Source organism: Hymenobacter negativus, from assembly GCF_017571495.1.
Taxonomy (GTDB): domain Bacteria; phylum Bacteroidota; class Bacteroidia; order Cytophagales; family Hymenobacteraceae; genus Hymenobacter; species Hymenobacter negativus.
This window is the reverse complement of sequence record NZ_JAGETZ010000022.1, coordinates 52260-68679: the sequence shown is the minus strand read 5'-3', so window position 1 is coordinate 68679 and position 16420 is coordinate 52260. Positions and strand designations below refer to the sequence as shown.

Genomic DNA, 16420 nt, shown 5'->3' with positions numbered 1-16420 from the left:
CGGTTCCCGGCAACGGGGGCCGCCGCGTGTTACTTTTGGGCCCGTCCCTTTGTTGAGAATCCCATGAACGAGCAGCTAGTTGTCAAGAATTTCGGCCCCATCAAAGACGCCACCGTGGACTTCAAGCGCGTCACCGTTTTCATTGGGCCGACCGGCGGCGGGAAGAGCACGCTGGCGAAGCTGGCGGCGATAATGAAAACAGAGACAAGCTTTAAAGATAATGAGCGAGTTTCTGAAAAAGTGAGTATAGATGCATTTAAGAAATATGCTATAAACAACTTCATTTTAAAAGAAACTTATTTCCGCTATACAAATGGCTTAGGCAATGTAGAATATAAAGATGAGCGTTTTGACATTTTTGTGGCCTTAACAAAAGAGCATGCTGATACTGCTAATGATATAGGGCATAAGATGCAAGAATTGACAGAGCAGTTAAATGCGGCCGAGCACTTAGCCAAAGAAATTGAAGAAGCAAAAAGATTAGTTACAAGCAACCCTGAGCATATTGACGATAATTCACTCAGCACAAAGACATCAGAATTGTCATTAAAAAGAAAAGCTTTAATTAAGGCTTTAGAATCAGTAAGAGAAAGGGAAGTTTATTTCAACACCTTATATTTTAAGGCATTGGTACCCTCAGGCTGCCATTATATCCCTAGTGAAAGAATCTTTTTATCAGCATTAGAATACTCATGGGCCGGGTTGCTTAGAGATGATATAGGGCTGCCTAAACTTCTGCTAGATTTTGCGAATAGTTTTTCGTTATCAAGAAAAGACGTTCCTGAATTAGATATTCCTTTTCTTAATGTCAAATACCTGCATATTGATGGCCGGGACCGAATTACAATACCTGAACGCGAAGAATCATTAATGCTTCTCGAAACAGCCAGCGGCATCCAGTCCGTCACGCCGCTGCTGGTGCTGCTGGAGCATCTGAGCCGCAATACGGAGCAGGCGCAGAGCTTCATCATTGAGGAACCGGAACTAAACCTCTACCCCACGGCCCAGCAAGGGCTGCTGAACTGGCTGGTGGAGAAATGCACCAAGGGCGAAAATGACCTGACCATTACTACGCACAGCCCCTACATTTTGTCAAGCTGCAACTTGCTGCTTGAGGCTTACAAAGTGGCCCAGCAACGGCCGGAGTTGGCCGATGAAATTGACAAGATTGTACCGCGTGCCTGCTGGCTGAACCCGGAAGAGTTTGCCGCCTACTACGTGGCCGATGGCACTGTGAAGCCCATCACCGACGACCGCACGCACCTGATTGGCAGCAATGAGCTGGATGCGGTGTCCGGGGATATTTCGGATAGTTTCCGCAAGCTGCTCCGGCTGCAAAAGCAACAAGCAGTGTAATGCAGCGCGCCATAGAACAGCAGTACACCCATTGCCGCCAGAGGAACTGTGTACAGGTCTGCCCCACCGGAAGCAGCCACTACGAAGACCCCACCAATGGCTGCGTCAGATGGGCAGTTGAAGCCTACGATGAGGAGCGGCATTTTACCGTGCACGCAGAAGAGCGCCGTTCTGTAACCCTTATCGCCATCGACAAATGCCTCATTGGCCAAGGAGCCAACAAACCCAAGCGCTGCGACTGCGCTTTTTATACGAATGATAAAATTGCCTTTGTGGAGTTCAAGCTGCGGCCACCCGACCGTGAGCGCGAAGAAGACACCCGCCAGACAAAACGCCTGGAAGAAGCCGCCGAGCAATTAATTGCCAGCATCAAGTCCTTTGAGGCCGATGGTTTCATCACTACGCAGGGTGTAGAAGCCTATGCCCACGTTGGTTTCCAACCAATCATCCCTGCTCCTACCACCACCTTGCAAAATCTGTCAGCACTCATTAATGCTGAAACCAGAAGCTTGGTAGATTTTTATGCCTCAAACGAAGTAACTCTCTGAAATTAAAAAGTCCCTCGCAGAAACTGCTACGGGGGATTTTTTTGGCGCCAAGTAACCAAGTCACCCCATTTTGCTCCTCAGTTCCTTGTACCGGGAGCGGCCGATGGGAATGAGCTCGCCGTTTTTCAACAGGAGCTGGTAGCTGCTGCCTTCCTGCACGATGATTTTTTCGGCTTGTGCGATGGGCACGAGGTAGGACTTGTGGATGCGCTTGAAGGAGCCTGGCAGCAGCTGCGCCAGCTTTTCCAGGGATTTGTCGTGCAGCTCTTTTTTGCCGTTTTGCAGATGCAGCTCCGCGTAGATGCCCGCGCCCTTGATGTAGCGGATGTCCTTGATGTCAATCAGCGAGAGGCTGCCTTGCTTCTTCACGGCGAGGAACTGGAGGGCGCTTTCAGGCTTGCGGGCTGGGGTAGCGGCGGTTAGGCGGGCGAAGGCTTGGGCGAGGCGCTCCTCGGTGAAGGGCTTGGGCACGAAATCGAGCACGCCGTAGGCGAAAGCGGTAATGGCCTTATCGGTGTAGGCGGAAATGATGATGGTGTGGAAGGCCCCAGCCGCAACGCTTTTCAGCAGGTCGAAGCCGTCTTGGCCGTTCAGGTTCAGGTCGAGCAGGAGCAGGTCGGGCGCGGCGGTGGTGAGGGCGTGCAAGGCCGTGGGCAGGGATTCGCAGCTGCTAAGGCTGGCCAGCTGCGGGCCAAAATAGTCGTGCGTCATGCGCTCCAGCCGCCGGGCAATGCGGGCCTCGTCTTCAACAATCAGAATCTTCATGCGGCCGGGCCTATGTTGATGGTGGTAAGCCAGCCTTCCGGTACGGCTTCGGAGCAGAATTCCCAGTTGCTGCCAAAGCTTTCCCGAAGGCGGGCTTCAATGTAGTGAAAACCAGTGCTAGGCTTGCCATTGCCGGATTCGGGGCGGTTGCGGGCGCAGGTGAGCAGGGTGTAGCGCTTGTGACGGCCGCGGTGCTCGAAGTGAAGCTTGAACACGATGCGGCCATCGAGCGGGGGCAGGCTGTGGGTGATGCCATTTTCGAGCACGGTGTGGAAAATGGCCGGCGGCATCAGGTCGGTGGGGTCGATGCCGGTGGTTTGCAGCTCGTAGCCAATTTCCTTACGGAACTCCATCACCTGCAAATGGTGGCGGCACAGCTCAATTTCCTGGCCAACAGGGATGAGCGTGGCCTCGGCCATGTCGTTGAGGATGTCGAACTCCCGGGCCAGCGCCTGGATGAAAACCGCGCCTTCCTTGGGCGCTTCCTCCACCCAATCGAGCATGGACGTGAGCGTATTCTTGATGAAATGGGGCTGGATGTTCTTCTTCAGCAGTTCCAGCTTCAGCCGCGACGAGAGCAGCAGGGCCGCCTGACGCTCGTTTTCCATGGCCCGCACCCGGATGGCGTGCAGGTAGAGCATGCACAGTACAATGAGCGTGAAGCAGATGAACAGGCCGAAGTCATACACCAGAAAGTAATTGACCACCGCGCTGGCCAGCAGCCCGGCCAGCACCACGCCCCCGCCCCTGGCCTGCTGCACCGTGGCCGCCGCTACCACCGCCACAGAGGCCAGCCACATGGCGTAGCTCAGGCGCATGGCGGTGAGGTCGTAGTGGTTGAAATTGATGAGGTAAATACCGATGAGCACGGCTAGCATCAGGCCCGTTAGTAGCCCTTTGCGCTTAAACCCGAACTGGATGGCGAAATAGAGCGGCACCAGCAGGGAAATGGCAAAGGTGAGCCAGCCAATAACCTCCAGCCGGAGGTAGAATCGCGGGTAGGGAATAACGACGTAGAACTTGATGTATTCGGCAATCAGCAGGGCGAAAAACAGCAAGCAGATGATGCTGAATACCAGAATAGCCGGCTCTTTCCGGCTGCCGCTGCTGAACAGAAACAGGTAGTAGATGGCCGCGATGAGGAAGGCCCCGGCCATCAGGTTCATGAACGACATGACGATGAGCGGGGCCCGCAGCAGCCGCGGGTAGCTTTCGAGCCGGATGGCGGTGCCACGCTCCTCGTGGTTCAGGTAGGCCTGGGTGCTGCGGAGGGCCACAAGGTGGCGGCCGGGCTTTGCCAGCGAGTCCGGAACCAAGTAGCTACTGCTCTCCGTACCGGGCACTTCCGTCCGCTGGCGGGTGGCTAGCTCTCCGTTTTGGCCAATGAGAACGCCGTCCCAATAGACTTCAAATGCCCCGAAAGTGCCGACCTGCAAGCCCAGCGGTATTTTGGGGTTGCGCTGGGCAAGGATGACCCAGTTGCGAACCCAGAACACCTGGCTGCCCGTGGGGCCACGCTCCGGTTTCCAGCCAGCGTCGTCGTACTGCGGGGTGACCCAGCGCGGGTCGTCGCCGGTTCGGTACACGGCGTCGGCTTCCTCGTAGCGCACCTCCGATTTGCAGGATGTCAGGGCGAGCAGGAACACACAAAAGAACAGGAGGCGGGCCATGATGTAAAGGTAGAAGGCATCAAACGGCGCTTCCCTGCTGTTCACGAGGTCGTAGAGCCGTTGGCATGTATTTACTTACAAGCCGTTCGGGGGCCGCCTAACCTTGCGGCATGAAAGTATGGCTCTACCTCTGTTTATTGATGCTCCTGACTGGGCCGGTCCTGGCCCAGCAACCCACCGCCAGCCGCACCATTGCTGGCAAGGTGCAGGACCAGCGCTCCGGCACCCCGGTGCCCTACGCCGCCGTCAATGTGCTGGATGCCGCCGATAAGCTGCTGACCGGCGGCATCAGCGACGAAAACGGGACTTTTCGGCTGGAAGGCATCCCGCCGCAGGCCACGAAGGTGGAGTTCCGATTCCTAGGGTACCAGGTAATCAGCCAGGCGCTGCCGGTGGGCGTGGGCACACTGGATTTGGGCACGGTACAACTGACGCCGGACGCTACTCAGCTGAGTGAGGTTACGGTGACGGGCGAAAAGCCAGCCATCAGCCTGCAGCTCGATAAGAAGGTGTTTGAAGTGGGCAAGGACATTTTATCGCAGAACGGCTCGGCCAACGACGTGCTGAACGGGGTGCCGTCGGTGGCGGTGAGCCCGTCGGGCGGGGTGAGCCTGCGCGGCAACGCCAACGTGACGGTGCTGGTAAACGGCCGGCGCTCGGGCCTGACGCAGAGCAACGCCCTCGACCAGATTCCGGCCGACCAGATTGAGCGGGTCGAAGTCATCACCAACCCCTCCTCCCGCTACGACGCGGCGGGCAGCGCCGGCATCATCAACGTGATTCTGAAGAAGAACAAAAAGGGCGGCCTGAGCGGGCAGCTGCGGCTGGTGGGCGGCCAGCCCAACGACACCCGCGCCAACCCGAGCCTGAGCTACAAGTCCAGCAAGTTCAACGTGTTTGCCACGGCCGGCCTGCGCCTGTCCGACTACGTAGGCCGCTACAGCACCGATCAGGTGACGGGCCCCAGCGGCGACCAGACCAGCCTGCACCAGTTGCAGCACGAGAACCGTCACGACGACGGCCGCTTGCTCTACTTTGGGGCCGACTACTACCTCAACGACCACAACACCATCACGGCCTCGTTCCTGAAAAATGCCACTCACGACCACGACAAAACCGCACTGCAGTACGACTACGCCACCCACGGCCCCGCCACCGACAGCAGCCTGCTCCGCAACGGCGAATCCTGGGAGCGCCGGAGCTACAACCAGCTGGACTTCAACTACACTCGGCTGTTTGCGCAGGCGGGCCGGAAGCTCACGGCGGACCTGCAATACGATTTCTGGAACAGCGACAAGGACTGGGTTTTGGCTACCCGCAGCACCTATCCCCGGGAGCTGGCGTTGCCGGGCATCCGGACCAGCTCGGTGGGGGCCAGCAAGGACTTGGTGGTGCAAACTGACCTCGTGCAGCCCCTCAGCGAGCGGTACACGCTGGAAGCCGGCCTCAAGCTCGAAAGCCGGCGGGTAAGCAGTGACTTCCGGGCCGAAGAGCAGCTGGGGGAGGCCTGGGCCATCTTTCAAGGCATCAACAACAAGCTGCAATACCAGGAAGTCATCAGTAGCGCGTATGCGCAGTTTGGCAGCAAAACCAAGACCTTTTCCTACCTCCTGGGCCTGCGCACCGAGCTGACCCGCATCAACATAGCCGACCGGGAAGGCGCCTTCAACAACCAGAAAAACTACGACTGCCTGTTCCCCACCATCAACCTGAGCTACCAGCTCGGCGAGAGTACCACGGCCCAGCTCAACTACAGCAAGCGCATCAACCGGCCCGCGCTGTGGATGCTCTACCCCTTCAACGAGCTCACCGACCTCAACTCACAATACGTCGGCAATCCCGATTTGAATCCGTCTTACGGCGACGTGTTCGAGCTGGGCTTGCTGCGCAGCTGGAGCAAGCTGACGGTGAATCCGTCGGTTTACTATCAGCGCAATACGGGCTTTATTCAGGAATACGTTTACCTCAACGCGGCGGGCACGTTCATCAGCTCGCCGGTCAATCTGAGCCGGGAAATCCGCCAGGGCCTGGAGCTATCTGTGCAGTACACGCCCCTTAAGTGGCTGCCGCTGAACGCTGAGCTGAACGGCTATACCTTCAGCCAACAGGGCAGCTACCAGGGGCGCGACCTCGGCTTTTCGGGCCAGGTGGTGACCGGCCGGCTCAGCGCCCAGGTGAAGCTGCCGGCGAAATTCGGGGTGCAGGGCCGCTACAATTTCACTGGGGCCCAAAGCAATGCCCAGACCCGCACCCAGGCCATTCACACCCTGAACTTTGGCCTGAGTAAGAACCTGCTGCGCGACAAAGCCTCCCTGGTGCTGGACGCCACCAACGTGCTGAACTCCGACAAGCACCGCACCCAAACCACTGGCGACAACTACGTCTTCAACCAAGTCAACAGCCCGAATGCTGCCCGCTACCGGCTCAGCTTCACGTACCGTTTCAACCTGAAAGACGGGCAGGGCATTCGGCAGGCCAAGGGCAGCAACCGGAATTAGCGCCCGCCTCACCAAGCGAAGCAACGCAAAAAGGCCGCCGTGTCACGGCGGCCTTTTTGCGTTGCTTTCGATTCAGCACATGTGGCCTCTTACAGGTCGCAGAAGCCGCCGTCCAACGTCAGGTCGGCGCCGGTCATGTAGGACGAATCGTCGGAAGCCAGGAAAAGGAAGCCTTTGGCCCTTTCCATAATCGAGGCTGGGCAGAAAGAACCCATGAGCGGGCCGACGCGGATGTAGCGCTTGCGGTAGCGGCAAATAGAAGTTGTGACCATAGGAGCAAGCCAATGAATGTGTCGTATATTTGTTAAGTAAACTAACAAGTTTACCTACGCACATGCCCACTCAACCCGATACTCTGCATTTGGCTGCCGAGCTACGCACCGTTGTTGCCCGGCTTATCAAAAAGCTGCGCAGTCATTCCCCCATGCACTCGTCGCTCTCGCTCACCGAGCGGGCGGTGGTGAAGCTGCTGGCTCAGCACGGACAAATGCTCCCCAGTGAGCTGGCCGCGCAGGAGAAAGTCACCACCCAATCCATGTCGCAGATACTGAGCCATCTGTCAGAGCTGGGCTACATCACGCGGGAGGCTTCAGCCACCGATAAGCGCAAGGTGCTCATTGCCCTATCGCCCGCCGGCCAGGTGTTTGTTTCCAACGTGCGGCAGGAAACCGATGCGTGGCTGCAGCAGGCCCTGCAAACGACTTGTTCAGCCGAGGAGCTCGCCAGTCTGCACCAGGCCCTGCCCATCCTCACCAAGCTGGTCGATTTCGACTAGGCATTCCTCACCCTATCCCAGCCCGGCCTCGCATGAATCTGGATATGTTCCGCGCTTTGCGCAACCGCAATTATCGCTATTTCTTCGCCGGGCAATGCCTGTCGCTGCTGGGCACCTGGATGCAGAAAACGGCCGTGAGCTGGGTGGTGTATGCCCAAACGCAGTCCAAGTTTATGCTGGGCGTGAGTGTGTTTGCCACGCTGTTCCCGTCGGCCCTGTTCTCGCTGATTGGCGGCGTGGTGTCGGACCGCTACAACCGCTACCGGGTGCTGCTCCTGACGCAGGTGCTCTCCATGGCGCAAGCCCTGCTGCTGACGCTGGCCGTGTATCTCAAGCAGGATGCGGTGTGGGAAATCATTGCCTTGAGCGCGGTGCTGGGCGTTATCAACGCCTTCGACGTGCCCGCCCGGCAGGCGCTGGTCTACGACCTGGTAGATGACAAACAGGACTTACCCAACGCTGTGGCAATGAATTCCATTATGCTGAACCTGACCAAACTCCTGGGGCCAGCAGTAGCGGGCTTCGCCATTGAGCAGCTGGGCGCGGCGGCCTGCTTCGGCCTCAATGCGCTCAGCTTCGTGGCCGTCATCGGCTCGCTGTTGGCATTACGGCTGCCAGCGTACGTGGCCAAGGCCCGCACGAAGAACGTGTTGGGTGAGCTGACAGAAGGATTTCAGTACGTGAAGGATACGCCGGCCATTGGCTTTGTCATTACCATGCTCGGAATTACCAGCGTACTGGTGCTGCCGTTCACCAACCTGATGCCCGTGTATGCCAAAGACATCTTCCACGGCAACGCCACTACGTTCGGCCTGCTCGATGGGGCCCTTGGCCTAGGCGGGCTGGTGGCAGCGCTGTACCTGGCCTCGCTGAAGCCAAGCGTGGACCTGAACAAGGTATTGATGGTAAATATGTTCGTCTTCGGCGCGGGGCTGGCACTGTTTGCCTACACGCCGTGGTACGGGCTGGCGCTGGCGTTTCTGGTGATGGGCGCGTTTGGCATGATGGCGCAAACCACCATCAGCATTATGCTGCTGCAGGCCCTTATGCTGCCGGCCATGCGCGGCCGGGTTATCAGCATCTACGTGCTGGTGTTCACGAGTGCGCTGCCGCTGGGCAGCCTGCTGGTGGGCGCGGTGTCACAGCGCATCGGCGTGCAGCCGACGGTACTGGCCGAAGGATTTATGGCGCTACTCATTGCGCTGCTCTACGTTCGGAATTTGCGCAACATAAAAGCAACTGAGCCAACCGTTCCTGACGCTGAAACTCCCGTGCCGAAAACGGCCGCGGTGGCTTGAGTCTACTCACAAACCCTGGTGGCCACGCAACGCATTCCGCTCACCCAGCAGAAAAGACGGTGCTTCCAGAGGCGCTACGGAAGCGTAGGACGTCTAGAAGACCATTAGCCCCGGAATCGGGATTCGCCAGCAGGCCCTGGCCAAGGGCGCAGCTCGGCTATCTATGTTAGCGGCTTTAGCTATTATTGAACTTCGTCTGTACCTGTGCCAAACCCATAATTAGCTATGCCGCCAGTAGCAAAATGAGACTTCGTTCGTGAACCTTTCTGATTTTCTTATTCTTATATCCGATGCATTTATCCCAAATTGGTTATCTTCAGGAAAACGAAACCAATTTTTACCCCAGCGCCCCGGCCGCGCCACTCCCCCAGCCGCTAACTAGCCGCATTTTCTGCCCCGCCGGGCACGCCCCAATCCAACAACCCATGACCACCAACGCCCTACTTCCCGAACAGCAGGCTCCTCAGTTTCAGATTGCCAATCCCGCCCAGCATCAGACACACGAACTGAAAATCTGGCCTGGCTGCTTTGCCGCCGTTAAGGCTGGCACTAAGCCGTTCGATGTGCGCGAAAACGACCGGAATTTTCAGGTCGGCGACGTGTTGCTCTTGCGGGAATACGAACCCGAAAGCGAACAATACACCGGCCGTACCGTCACCCGTTGGGTGAGCTACGTGCTCCAGGGCGGCGTATTTGGCATTCAGCCCAACTGGTGCGTGCTGGGTTTCAGCGACCAAGCCCCCATCCCAACGGGCATCACCGACATCCGGCTCTGGTAGCCCAACCATAACCCGCGGCCACTTAATGGGGTAAATCCCCGTTGAACCGAACTGCCTGGGTTATGCACGATACCAACGACGACTATCTGAATGCACGCCGCGCTTTCCTGCGCACGCTTTCGCTGGGCACGGGCGCCACGCTGGTGGGCGCGTCTGCCCTGGCACGCCCGCTACGCTGGCTGGCCGAGAGCCCGGCTGCCGACCGCAAGCTGGGCGTGGCCCTGGTAGGCTTGGGCAAATACAGCACCGGCCAGTTGGCACCGGCTTTGCAGCAAACCCAGCATTGCCAGCTGGCGGGCATCGTCACGGGCTCGCTGGCCAAAGCGGCGCAGTGGAAGCAGCAGTACAGCCTGCCCGACAACAATATCTACGACTACAAAACCTTCGACCGGATGATTGACAATCCGGACATCGATATTGTGTACGTGGTACTGCCCAATGCCCTGCACGCCGAATATGTAGTGCGGGCCGCGCAGGCTGGCAAGCACGTCATCTGCGAGAAGCCCATGGCTACCTCGGTGGCCGATGCGCAGCGCATGATTGCGGCCATGCAGAAGGCGGGCAAGAAATTCAGCATCGGCTACCGGTTACACTTCGAGCCGCACCACCGCGAAATGATGCGCCTGGGCCAGCAGCAGGCATTCGGGCCGGTGCAGCATTTGTGGGCCGATAATGGGTTCAAATTCAACAACGACACGCCCTGGCGCGTGAATAAGGGCCTGAGTGGCGGCGGCCCGTTGATGGACATGGGCATCTACTGCCTGCAAGGGTGTCTCTACACCAAAGGCCAACTACCGGTATCCGTCACAGCAAGCTTCATCCCGAAAACCGACCCGGTACTGTTCAAGGAAGTGGAAGCGGGCGTGAACTGGCAGCTGCAATTTGCCGACGGCTCGGTAGCCGACTGCCGCACCAGCTACGCCGAAAACATGAGCAGCCGCCTGCGCGCCGAGGCCTCTAAGGGCTGGGCCGAGCTGGCGCCATCCTTTGGCTACGGCGGCATTGAGGGCCGCACCAGCCAGGGCACAATGAACATCCAGAACGTGAACCAGCAAGCGGCCCAAATGGACGACTTTGCCCTCTGCGTGCGCAACAACCAGCCCACGCGCGTGCCTGGCGAAATGGGCCTGCGCGACGTACAGCTGCTTGAAGCTATCTACCGCGCCGCCGAAACCGGCCAGAAAATTTCGACCAAGGACGTGGTAGCCGTATTCGACAAAGTGAACCGATAAAGCAGTCAGCATAACGTCCTTAGCCGTTCTGAAACGTTCTTTTCTGCATAAAAAAAGCTCCTGCAGCACATGCTGCAGGAGCTTTTCAATATCACTAACCTATTCAGAGACTGCTTACCGCAACACCGTAGCCAGCGCGCCGGTGGCAACCTTGGTGCCCATTTCGCGCACGGCCTGGGCAATGCCAGCGGCATCAAAGCCGCACTCTTTGTATAGCTCATCCTGCGAACCATGCTCCACCACGCGGTCCGGGATGCCGAGGCGACGCACCGGTAGGTGGAAGCCATGGTCGGTGAGGAATTCGAGCACGGCCGAACCGAAGCCACCGGGCAGGCAGCCGTCTTCCACGGTCACGATGGCCCGGTAGCGGCGGGCTACGTCGCGCAGCATTTCTTCGTCCAGCGGCTTGCAGAAGCGCATGTCGTAGTGACCTACGTCGAAGCCTTCGGCAGCCAGCGCGTCGGTGGCCTTCACGGCGTAGTTGCCGATGTGGCCGATGCTGAGGATGGCCACGCCCCCTTCTTCGCCCTCGCGCACCACGCGGCCCGTGCCGATGGCCACGCGCTGCAGCGGTGTGCGCCACTCGGGCATCACGCCCTCGCCGCGCGGGTAGCGAATGCTGAAGGCCCCAGCGTTTTCAGGCAGCGTGGCGGTGTACATCAGGTTGCGCAGCTCCTGCTCGTTCATCGGGGCCGAAACCACGATGTTGGGGATGCAGCGCATGTAGGCCAGGTCGTAGCAGCCGTGGTGCGTGGGGCCGTCGGCTCCGGCAAAGCCGGCACGGTCGAGGCAGAACACGACGTGCAGGTTTTGCAGCGCTACATCGTGCACCACCTGGTCGTAGCCCCGCTGCATGAACGAGGAGTAGATGTTGCAGAATGGGATGAGCCCCTGCGTAGCCAAGCCGGCTGAGAACGTCACGGCGTGCTGCTCGGCAATGCCCACGTCGAAGGCCCGGTCAGGCATAGCAGCCATCATCAGGTTCAGGGAGGAGCCGGAAGGCATGGCCGGCGTCACGCCCATGATTTTGTCATTGGCCTCGGCCAGCTCCACCAGCGTGTGGCCGAACACGTCCTGGTACTTGGGCGGCTGCGGCTTCTCGGGGGTTTTCTTGTAAATCTCGCCCGTAATTTTGTCGAACAAGCCCGGCGCGTGCCACAAGGTCTGGTCTTTCTCGGCCAGCGCATAGCCCTTGCCTTTCACGGTCACGCAGTGCAGCAGCTTGGGGCCGGGAATGGACTTCAGGTCGTTGAGGATGGTGACGAGGTGCTGCACATCGTGGCCATCAACAGGGCCGAAATAGCGGAATTTCAGGGCCTCAAACAGGTTGCTTTGCTTGAGCAGGGTGGCCTTCATGGCAGCTTCTACCTTACGGGCAATCTGCTGGGGGTTAGGGCCAAACTTGGAGAGCTTGCCGAGCACATTCCAGAGCTCGTCGCGCACCTTGTTGTAGGTACGGGAGGTGGTGATGTCGGTGAGGTATTCTTTGAGCGCGCCCACGTTGGGGTCGATGCTCATGCAATTGTCGTTCAGCACGACAATCATGTTATTGCTGAGCACGCCGGCCTGGTTCAGGGCCTCGAAGCTCATGCCAGCCGTCATGGCCCCGTCGCCGATTACGGCGATGTGCTGGCGGTCCAGCTCGCCCTTGTAGTCGGATGCCACGGCCATACCCAGCGCTGCGCCAATGCTGGTGCTGCTGTGGCCCACGCCAAAGGCATCGTACTCGCTCTCACTGCGTTTTGGAAAGCCCGACATGCCTTTATAGCGGCGATTGGTTGGGAATTTGTCGCGCCGGCCGGTGAGGATTTTGTGGCCATAGGCCTGATGGCCGACGTCCCAGATAAGCTGGTCGTAGGGCGTATTGAAGACGTAATGCAGCGCCACCGTGAGCTCCACTACGCCCAGCGAGGCGCCGAAATGGCCGCCGTAGATGCTCACGGAATCGATGATGAAGTCGCGCAGCTCGGTGCTGAGTTGGACTAACTGCTCGGGAGCGAGCTTCTTGAGGTCGTCGGGCGAGTCAATCGCCGCTAGCAGCGGGCCGGGTTCAACTATCATCAGGGCAAGCGAGGGGGAGAAGTGACGGAAGATAACCGCCTGACCCGCTAAAAGATTACGGGACCGCCGCAAAGGTACGACTGCGGGCGAAGTCCGGTTGTGGAGAGCGGTAGAATCCCGGGCTTGGTCGGGGTTCGGCGTTTGATAATCTAGTTTTTACCCGGAAAAGTCGCCTCCCGCGGGAGCTTTGCGTAATGGACACGCCCGGCTGAGCGATAGAACTCAAGCATTGCTGACCGCAGCACGTCATGCAGAGCATAATGCCGCCAGTTATCCTGTGCGGTGTGCAGGATGACAAAATTTTCACTCAAAACACCTTCCCGGATGCAACCTCCGGTTCCCCATACGGCACTTTGGCCGTTATGCATTGTATGAAACCAACCCTACCGGCTACTGCCGTCTTGCTCAGCACTCTCCTGGGCTTTAATAATTTAGCCAGTGCCCAGCAAGCCCCCCCAACCGGAGCACGGCCTGCAGCTACTGCTGCGCCCCGCGCCGCGGCGGGCCGCGTGACCGGCACCGTGACGGATGCCACCACGGGCAAACCCGTGTCCTACGCCACGGTAGCGGTGCTGGATGCCGGCGGCAACCCCGTGAACGGCGGCGTGGCCGGCGACGATGGCAAGTTTGTACTGGCCGGTATTCCGGCCGGGACTTACAAAGTTGAAATCAGCTTTCTGGGTTATAAAAATGAAGACCGGACCGGTGTAGTAGTACCCGCCGGCGGCACCGTGAGCCTGGGCACCGTGGCCTTGGCTACCTCGGCCCAGAAGCTGAGCGAAGTGGTGGTGACCGGCCAGAAGGCCATTATAGAGGAGAAGGTGGACCGCACCGTGTACAACGCCGAAAACGACCAGACGGCCCGCGGCGGCGACGCTACCGATGTGCTCAAGCGTGTGCCGCTGCTGAGCGTGGACCTGGATGGCAACGTGAGCCTGCGTGGCTCCTCGAATATTAAGGTGCTTATTAATAATAAGCCCTCGACCATTGCCGCCAATAGCATTGCCGATGCACTGAAGCAGATTCCGGCCGACCAGATTAAGACGGTGGAAGTCATTACCTCGCCCTCGGCTAAATATGATGCGGAAGGTTCGGGCGGTATTATCAACATCATAACCAAAAGCAACAACCTGCGCGGGGCCACCTTGGGCATTGATGCCAGCGCGGGCACCCGCAGCAGCAACCTGAGCCTCAACGGCAGCCTGCGCACCGGCAAAATGGGTTTCTCGCTGGGCGGCTTCGGCCGGGCGCAGTACAACGTGCCGGGCGAGTTCTCGAACACGCAGGTGACGCGCAGCATCGCCGATGGCTCGGCCATCACCACGCTGCAAGGTGCCGATACGCGCCTGCAGCAGATTTTTGGGCGCTACACACTGGGCTGGGACTACGACATCGACAAGTTCAACTCCCTACAGGCCTCGGTGGCTTATGGCACCCGCAGCGGCCGAAACTACCAGGATGGCCTCACCACTAGCACGTATCTGGGGGCTGCGGCTACGGGCTTCCCGGTTTCCGACAGCCGGCGCGACACGTATTCGAAAGACCTATCGGGGACTGTGGATGCCAGTCTGAACTACACGCACAGCTTTGAAAAGCCGCAGCACGAAATCAGCCTGCTGACCTTGTTCAGCCGCAATGACCGGACAAACAGCTTCACCAACAGCATTCTGAGTACCACCGATGCCACCAGCCCGGCCCGCATCGTGAACGACAACCCGAGCTACAACGAAGAGTACACCGTGCAGCTTGACTACCAGAATCCTATCAGCAAAACGCAGATTCTGGAGATGGGCGCGAAGAACATCTTACGTCGGGTGAATTCGGACTACACCACCACCAGCTACGGGACCGATGGCGGGGTGGTGCCGTCGGTAGGACTTTCGTCCAACAACATCTTCACCTACCGCCAGAACGTGACGGCCGGCTACGTGGCCTACACCCTGGGTCTGCCCAAAGGCTTCACGCTGAAACCGGGCCTGCGCTACGAGTATACCACCATCAGCGCCGATTTTGCCAGTTCCACTGAGCCCGTCAACATTCCTGACTACGGAGTGCTGGTGCCCAGCGTGAACTTCTCGCGCAAGCTCTCGAATGGCAACGTGCTGAAACTGGCGTATAACAAGCGTATTCAGCGCCCCTCGTTGCAGTTCCTGAACCCCAACCGGAACGCCCAAAACCCTAAAAACATCAGCGAAGGCAATCCTACCCTGAACCCTGAATACACCGACAACTACGAACTGGGCTATAGTACGGCCTACAAGCGTCTGAACCTGAACTTCAGTGCTTTCATGCGCAACACGACCGGCTCCATCGAGGCGCTGCGCACGGTGGTGGGTCCCGATGTTGTGTCGACTACCTACGCCAACATTGGCGAGCAGAACGCCTACGGCGGTAGCGTATTCGCTAACATCAGCAACGGCAAGCTGAGCCTGAACGCGGGCACCGACTTCTACTACGCGACCCTTACGAACAACGTACCCGACAAGAACTTCAACGCCAGCAACGAAGGCTTTGTGATGAGCGGCCGCGTGTTTGGCTCCTATAACTTCACGCCGGTGTGGGGCCTGCAGGCCTTTGCCTTCTACCGCGGCAACCAGGTGCAGCTGCAAGGCAGCCAGAGCGGTTTCGGGGTGTATAGCCTGAGCGTGAAGCGCGACTTTGCCGAGAAGCGTGGCAGCATCGGCTTCGGTGCCGAGAACTTCTTTACGCCAAGTATCACTATTCGCAATACGGTGGTGTCGCCGCTCATCGACCAAAGCAGCCGCAACGTGCTGCACAACATGAGCTTTAAGGTGAACGTGAGCTACCGCATCGGCAAGCTCACCGTAGACCAGCGCCCGCGCCGCGGCAAGAGCATCAACAACGACGACCTGAAAGGCGGCGGTGAAGGCGGCGGGGGCGACCTCGGTGGTGGTGGCGGCGGTGGAGCTCCTGCGGGTGGTGGCGCTCCAGCGGGTGGTGCCCGCCCCGGCGGCTACCCTGGCGCCCAAGGCGGTGCTCCTGCTGGAGCCCGGCCGGGTGGCTACCCCGGCGCTCCGACAGGAGGCGCGCCAGGTGGCGCCCCGGCAGGCGGTGCTCGCCCCGGCGGCTACCCCGGCCAGCAGCCTGGCATTGCCCCCGCTGACAGCACCCTCGGCAAGCCCGCTACCGATAGCACCGGTCGTGCGCTGCCGAGCGGCTACCCCGGCCTGCGTCCCGCCACGGCCCAGCCGGCCGATTCCAGTGGCAGCCAGCCAGCGGCTCCGGCCAACAACCCCATCAACTCACCGGCCAATGCGCCCTCGCCGGGCACTACCACGCCCAATGGCACCACACCCGCCGGCAGCCCCGGCGGCCGGCCATAAGTTGCGGGTTGCTGGTTTTAGAAGCAAACAAAAACGCCATGCTGCGCCCGTCGCCGCATGGCGTTTTTGTTTGCAGTCCGGCACTCTTAATTGA

At 59.2% G+C, this 16420-nt stretch carries 12 protein-coding genes; 8 read left to right on the top strand and 4 right to left on the bottom strand.

The window, feature by feature from the left end; genetic code table 11:
- Positions 1-63: 63 nt before the first annotated feature.
- Together J4E00_RS27860 and J4E00_RS27855 are read left to right on the top strand one after the other, a co-directional pair.
- Complete coding sequence (locus J4E00_RS27860; RefSeq protein ID WP_208178639.1) at positions 64-1356, top strand: AAA family ATPase; 1293 nt, start codon at positions 64-66, stop codon at positions 1354-1356.
- Positions 1356-1904 (top strand): hypothetical protein, encoded by a 549-nt coding sequence (locus J4E00_RS27855; RefSeq protein WP_208178638.1) that lies wholly within the window; start codon positions 1356-1358, stop codon positions 1902-1904. Before J4E00_RS27860 ends, J4E00_RS27855 begins: the two co-directional genes overlap by 1 nt.
- A 60-nt stretch (positions 1905-1964) precedes the next feature.
- On the opposite strand, the gene J4E00_RS27850 is transcribed toward J4E00_RS27855, so the two are convergent.
- A complete protein-coding gene (locus J4E00_RS27850) occupies positions 1965-2669 on the bottom strand; it encodes a LytR/AlgR family response regulator transcription factor (RefSeq protein ID WP_208178637.1) in 705 nt (234 codons plus the stop codon).
- Positions 2666-4339, bottom strand: coding sequence for a histidine kinase (locus J4E00_RS27845; RefSeq protein WP_208178636.1), 1674 nt, complete (start codon positions 4337-4339; stop codon positions 2666-2668). Before J4E00_RS27845 ends, J4E00_RS27850 begins: the two co-directional genes overlap by 4 nt.
- Before the next feature lie 110 nt (positions 4340-4449).
- Between J4E00_RS27845 and J4E00_RS27840 the strand changes: the two genes are divergently transcribed.
- The gene (locus J4E00_RS27840; RefSeq protein ID WP_208178635.1) at positions 4450-6837 is read left to right on the top strand and encodes an outer membrane beta-barrel family protein; all 2388 of its coding nucleotides are present in this window, start codon (positions 4450-4452) and stop codon (positions 6835-6837) included.
- Positions 6838-6926: 89 nt separating this feature from the next.
- On the opposite strand, the gene J4E00_RS27835 is transcribed toward J4E00_RS27840, so the two are convergent.
- A complete protein-coding gene (locus J4E00_RS27835) occupies positions 6927-7109 on the bottom strand; it encodes a hypothetical protein (RefSeq protein ID WP_208178634.1) in 183 nt (60 codons plus the stop codon).
- 62 nt (positions 7110-7171) lie between these two features.
- On the opposite strand from J4E00_RS27835, the gene J4E00_RS27830 reads away from it, so the two are divergent.
- The 4 genes from J4E00_RS27830 to J4E00_RS27815 all read left to right on the top strand — a co-directional run bounded on the left by J4E00_RS27830 (position 7172) and on the right by J4E00_RS27815 (position 10921).
- The gene (locus J4E00_RS27830; RefSeq protein WP_208178633.1) at positions 7172-7612 is read left to right on the top strand and encodes a MarR family winged helix-turn-helix transcriptional regulator; all 441 of its coding nucleotides are present in this window, start codon (positions 7172-7174) and stop codon (positions 7610-7612) included.
- Between the two features lie 32 nt (positions 7613-7644).
- Entirely contained in the window at positions 7645-8910 is a 1266-nt protein-coding gene (locus J4E00_RS27825; RefSeq protein WP_208178632.1) for an MFS transporter, read from the top strand.
- Between the two features lie 290 nt (positions 8911-9200).
- A complete protein-coding gene (locus J4E00_RS27820; protein ID WP_208178631.1) occupies positions 9201-9689 on the top strand; it encodes an ASCH/PUA domain-containing protein in 489 nt (162 codons plus the stop codon).
- Positions 9690-9751: 62 nt separating this feature from the next.
- A complete protein-coding gene (locus tag J4E00_RS27815; RefSeq protein ID WP_208178630.1) occupies positions 9752-10921 on the top strand; it encodes a Gfo/Idh/MocA family protein in 1170 nt (389 codons plus the stop codon).
- 114 nt (positions 10922-11035) lie between these two features.
- Here J4E00_RS27815 and dxs read toward each other — a convergent pair whose 3' ends face one another.
- Positions 11036-12982 carry a 1-deoxy-D-xylulose-5-phosphate synthase gene (gene dxs, locus J4E00_RS27810; RefSeq protein ID WP_208178629.1) on the bottom strand — a complete coding sequence of 649 codons (1947 nt, stop codon included), beginning with the start codon at positions 12980-12982 and terminating at the stop codon, positions 11036-11038.
- 371 nt (positions 12983-13353) lie between these two features.
- On the opposite strand from dxs, the gene J4E00_RS27805 reads away from it, so the two are divergent.
- Positions 13354-16326: a TonB-dependent receptor domain-containing protein gene (locus J4E00_RS27805; RefSeq protein ID WP_208178628.1), complete on the top strand. Its 2973-nt coding sequence runs from the start codon at positions 13354-13356 to the stop codon at positions 16324-16326.
- Positions 16327-16420: the final 94 nt, after the last annotated feature.

Excerpts from the sequence above, each read along its gene's own strand:
- J4E00_RS27825 (WP_208178632.1), top strand. The coding sequence starts at position 7,645 with ATGAATCTGGATATGTTCCGCGCTTTGCGCAACCGCAATTATCGCTAT.
- J4E00_RS27815 (WP_208178630.1), top strand. The coding sequence starts at position 9,752 with ATGCACGATACCAACGACGACTATCTGAATGCACGCCGCGCTTTCCTG.
- J4E00_RS27820 (WP_208178631.1), top strand. The coding sequence starts at position 9,201 with ATGCATTTATCCCAAATTGGTTATCTTCAGGAAAACGAAACCAATTTT.
- J4E00_RS27860 (WP_208178639.1), top strand. The coding sequence starts at position 64 with ATGAACGAGCAGCTAGTTGTCAAGAATTTCGGCCCCATCAAAGACGCC.
- J4E00_RS27850 (WP_208178637.1), bottom strand. The coding sequence starts at position 2,669 with ATGAAGATTCTGATTGTTGAAGACGAGGCCCGCATTGCCCGGCGGCTG.
- J4E00_RS27845 (WP_208178636.1), bottom strand. The coding sequence starts at position 4,339 with ATGGCCCGCCTCCTGTTCTTTTGTGTGTTCCTGCTCGCCCTGACATCC.
- J4E00_RS27805 (WP_208178628.1), top strand. The coding sequence starts at position 13,354 with ATGAAACCAACCCTACCGGCTACTGCCGTCTTGCTCAGCACTCTCCTG.
- J4E00_RS27835 (WP_208178634.1), bottom strand. The coding sequence starts at position 7,109 with ATGGTCACAACTTCTATTTGCCGCTACCGCAAGCGCTACATCCGCGTC.
- J4E00_RS27830 (WP_208178633.1), top strand. The coding sequence starts at position 7,172 with ATGCCCACTCAACCCGATACTCTGCATTTGGCTGCCGAGCTACGCACC.
- J4E00_RS27855 (WP_208178638.1), top strand. The coding sequence starts at position 1,356 with ATGCAGCGCGCCATAGAACAGCAGTACACCCATTGCCGCCAGAGGAAC.
- J4E00_RS27840 (WP_208178635.1), top strand. The coding sequence starts at position 4,450 with ATGAAAGTATGGCTCTACCTCTGTTTATTGATGCTCCTGACTGGGCCG.
- dxs (WP_208178629.1), bottom strand. The coding sequence starts at position 12,982 with ATGATAGTTGAACCCGGCCCGCTGCTAGCGGCGATTGACTCGCCCGAC.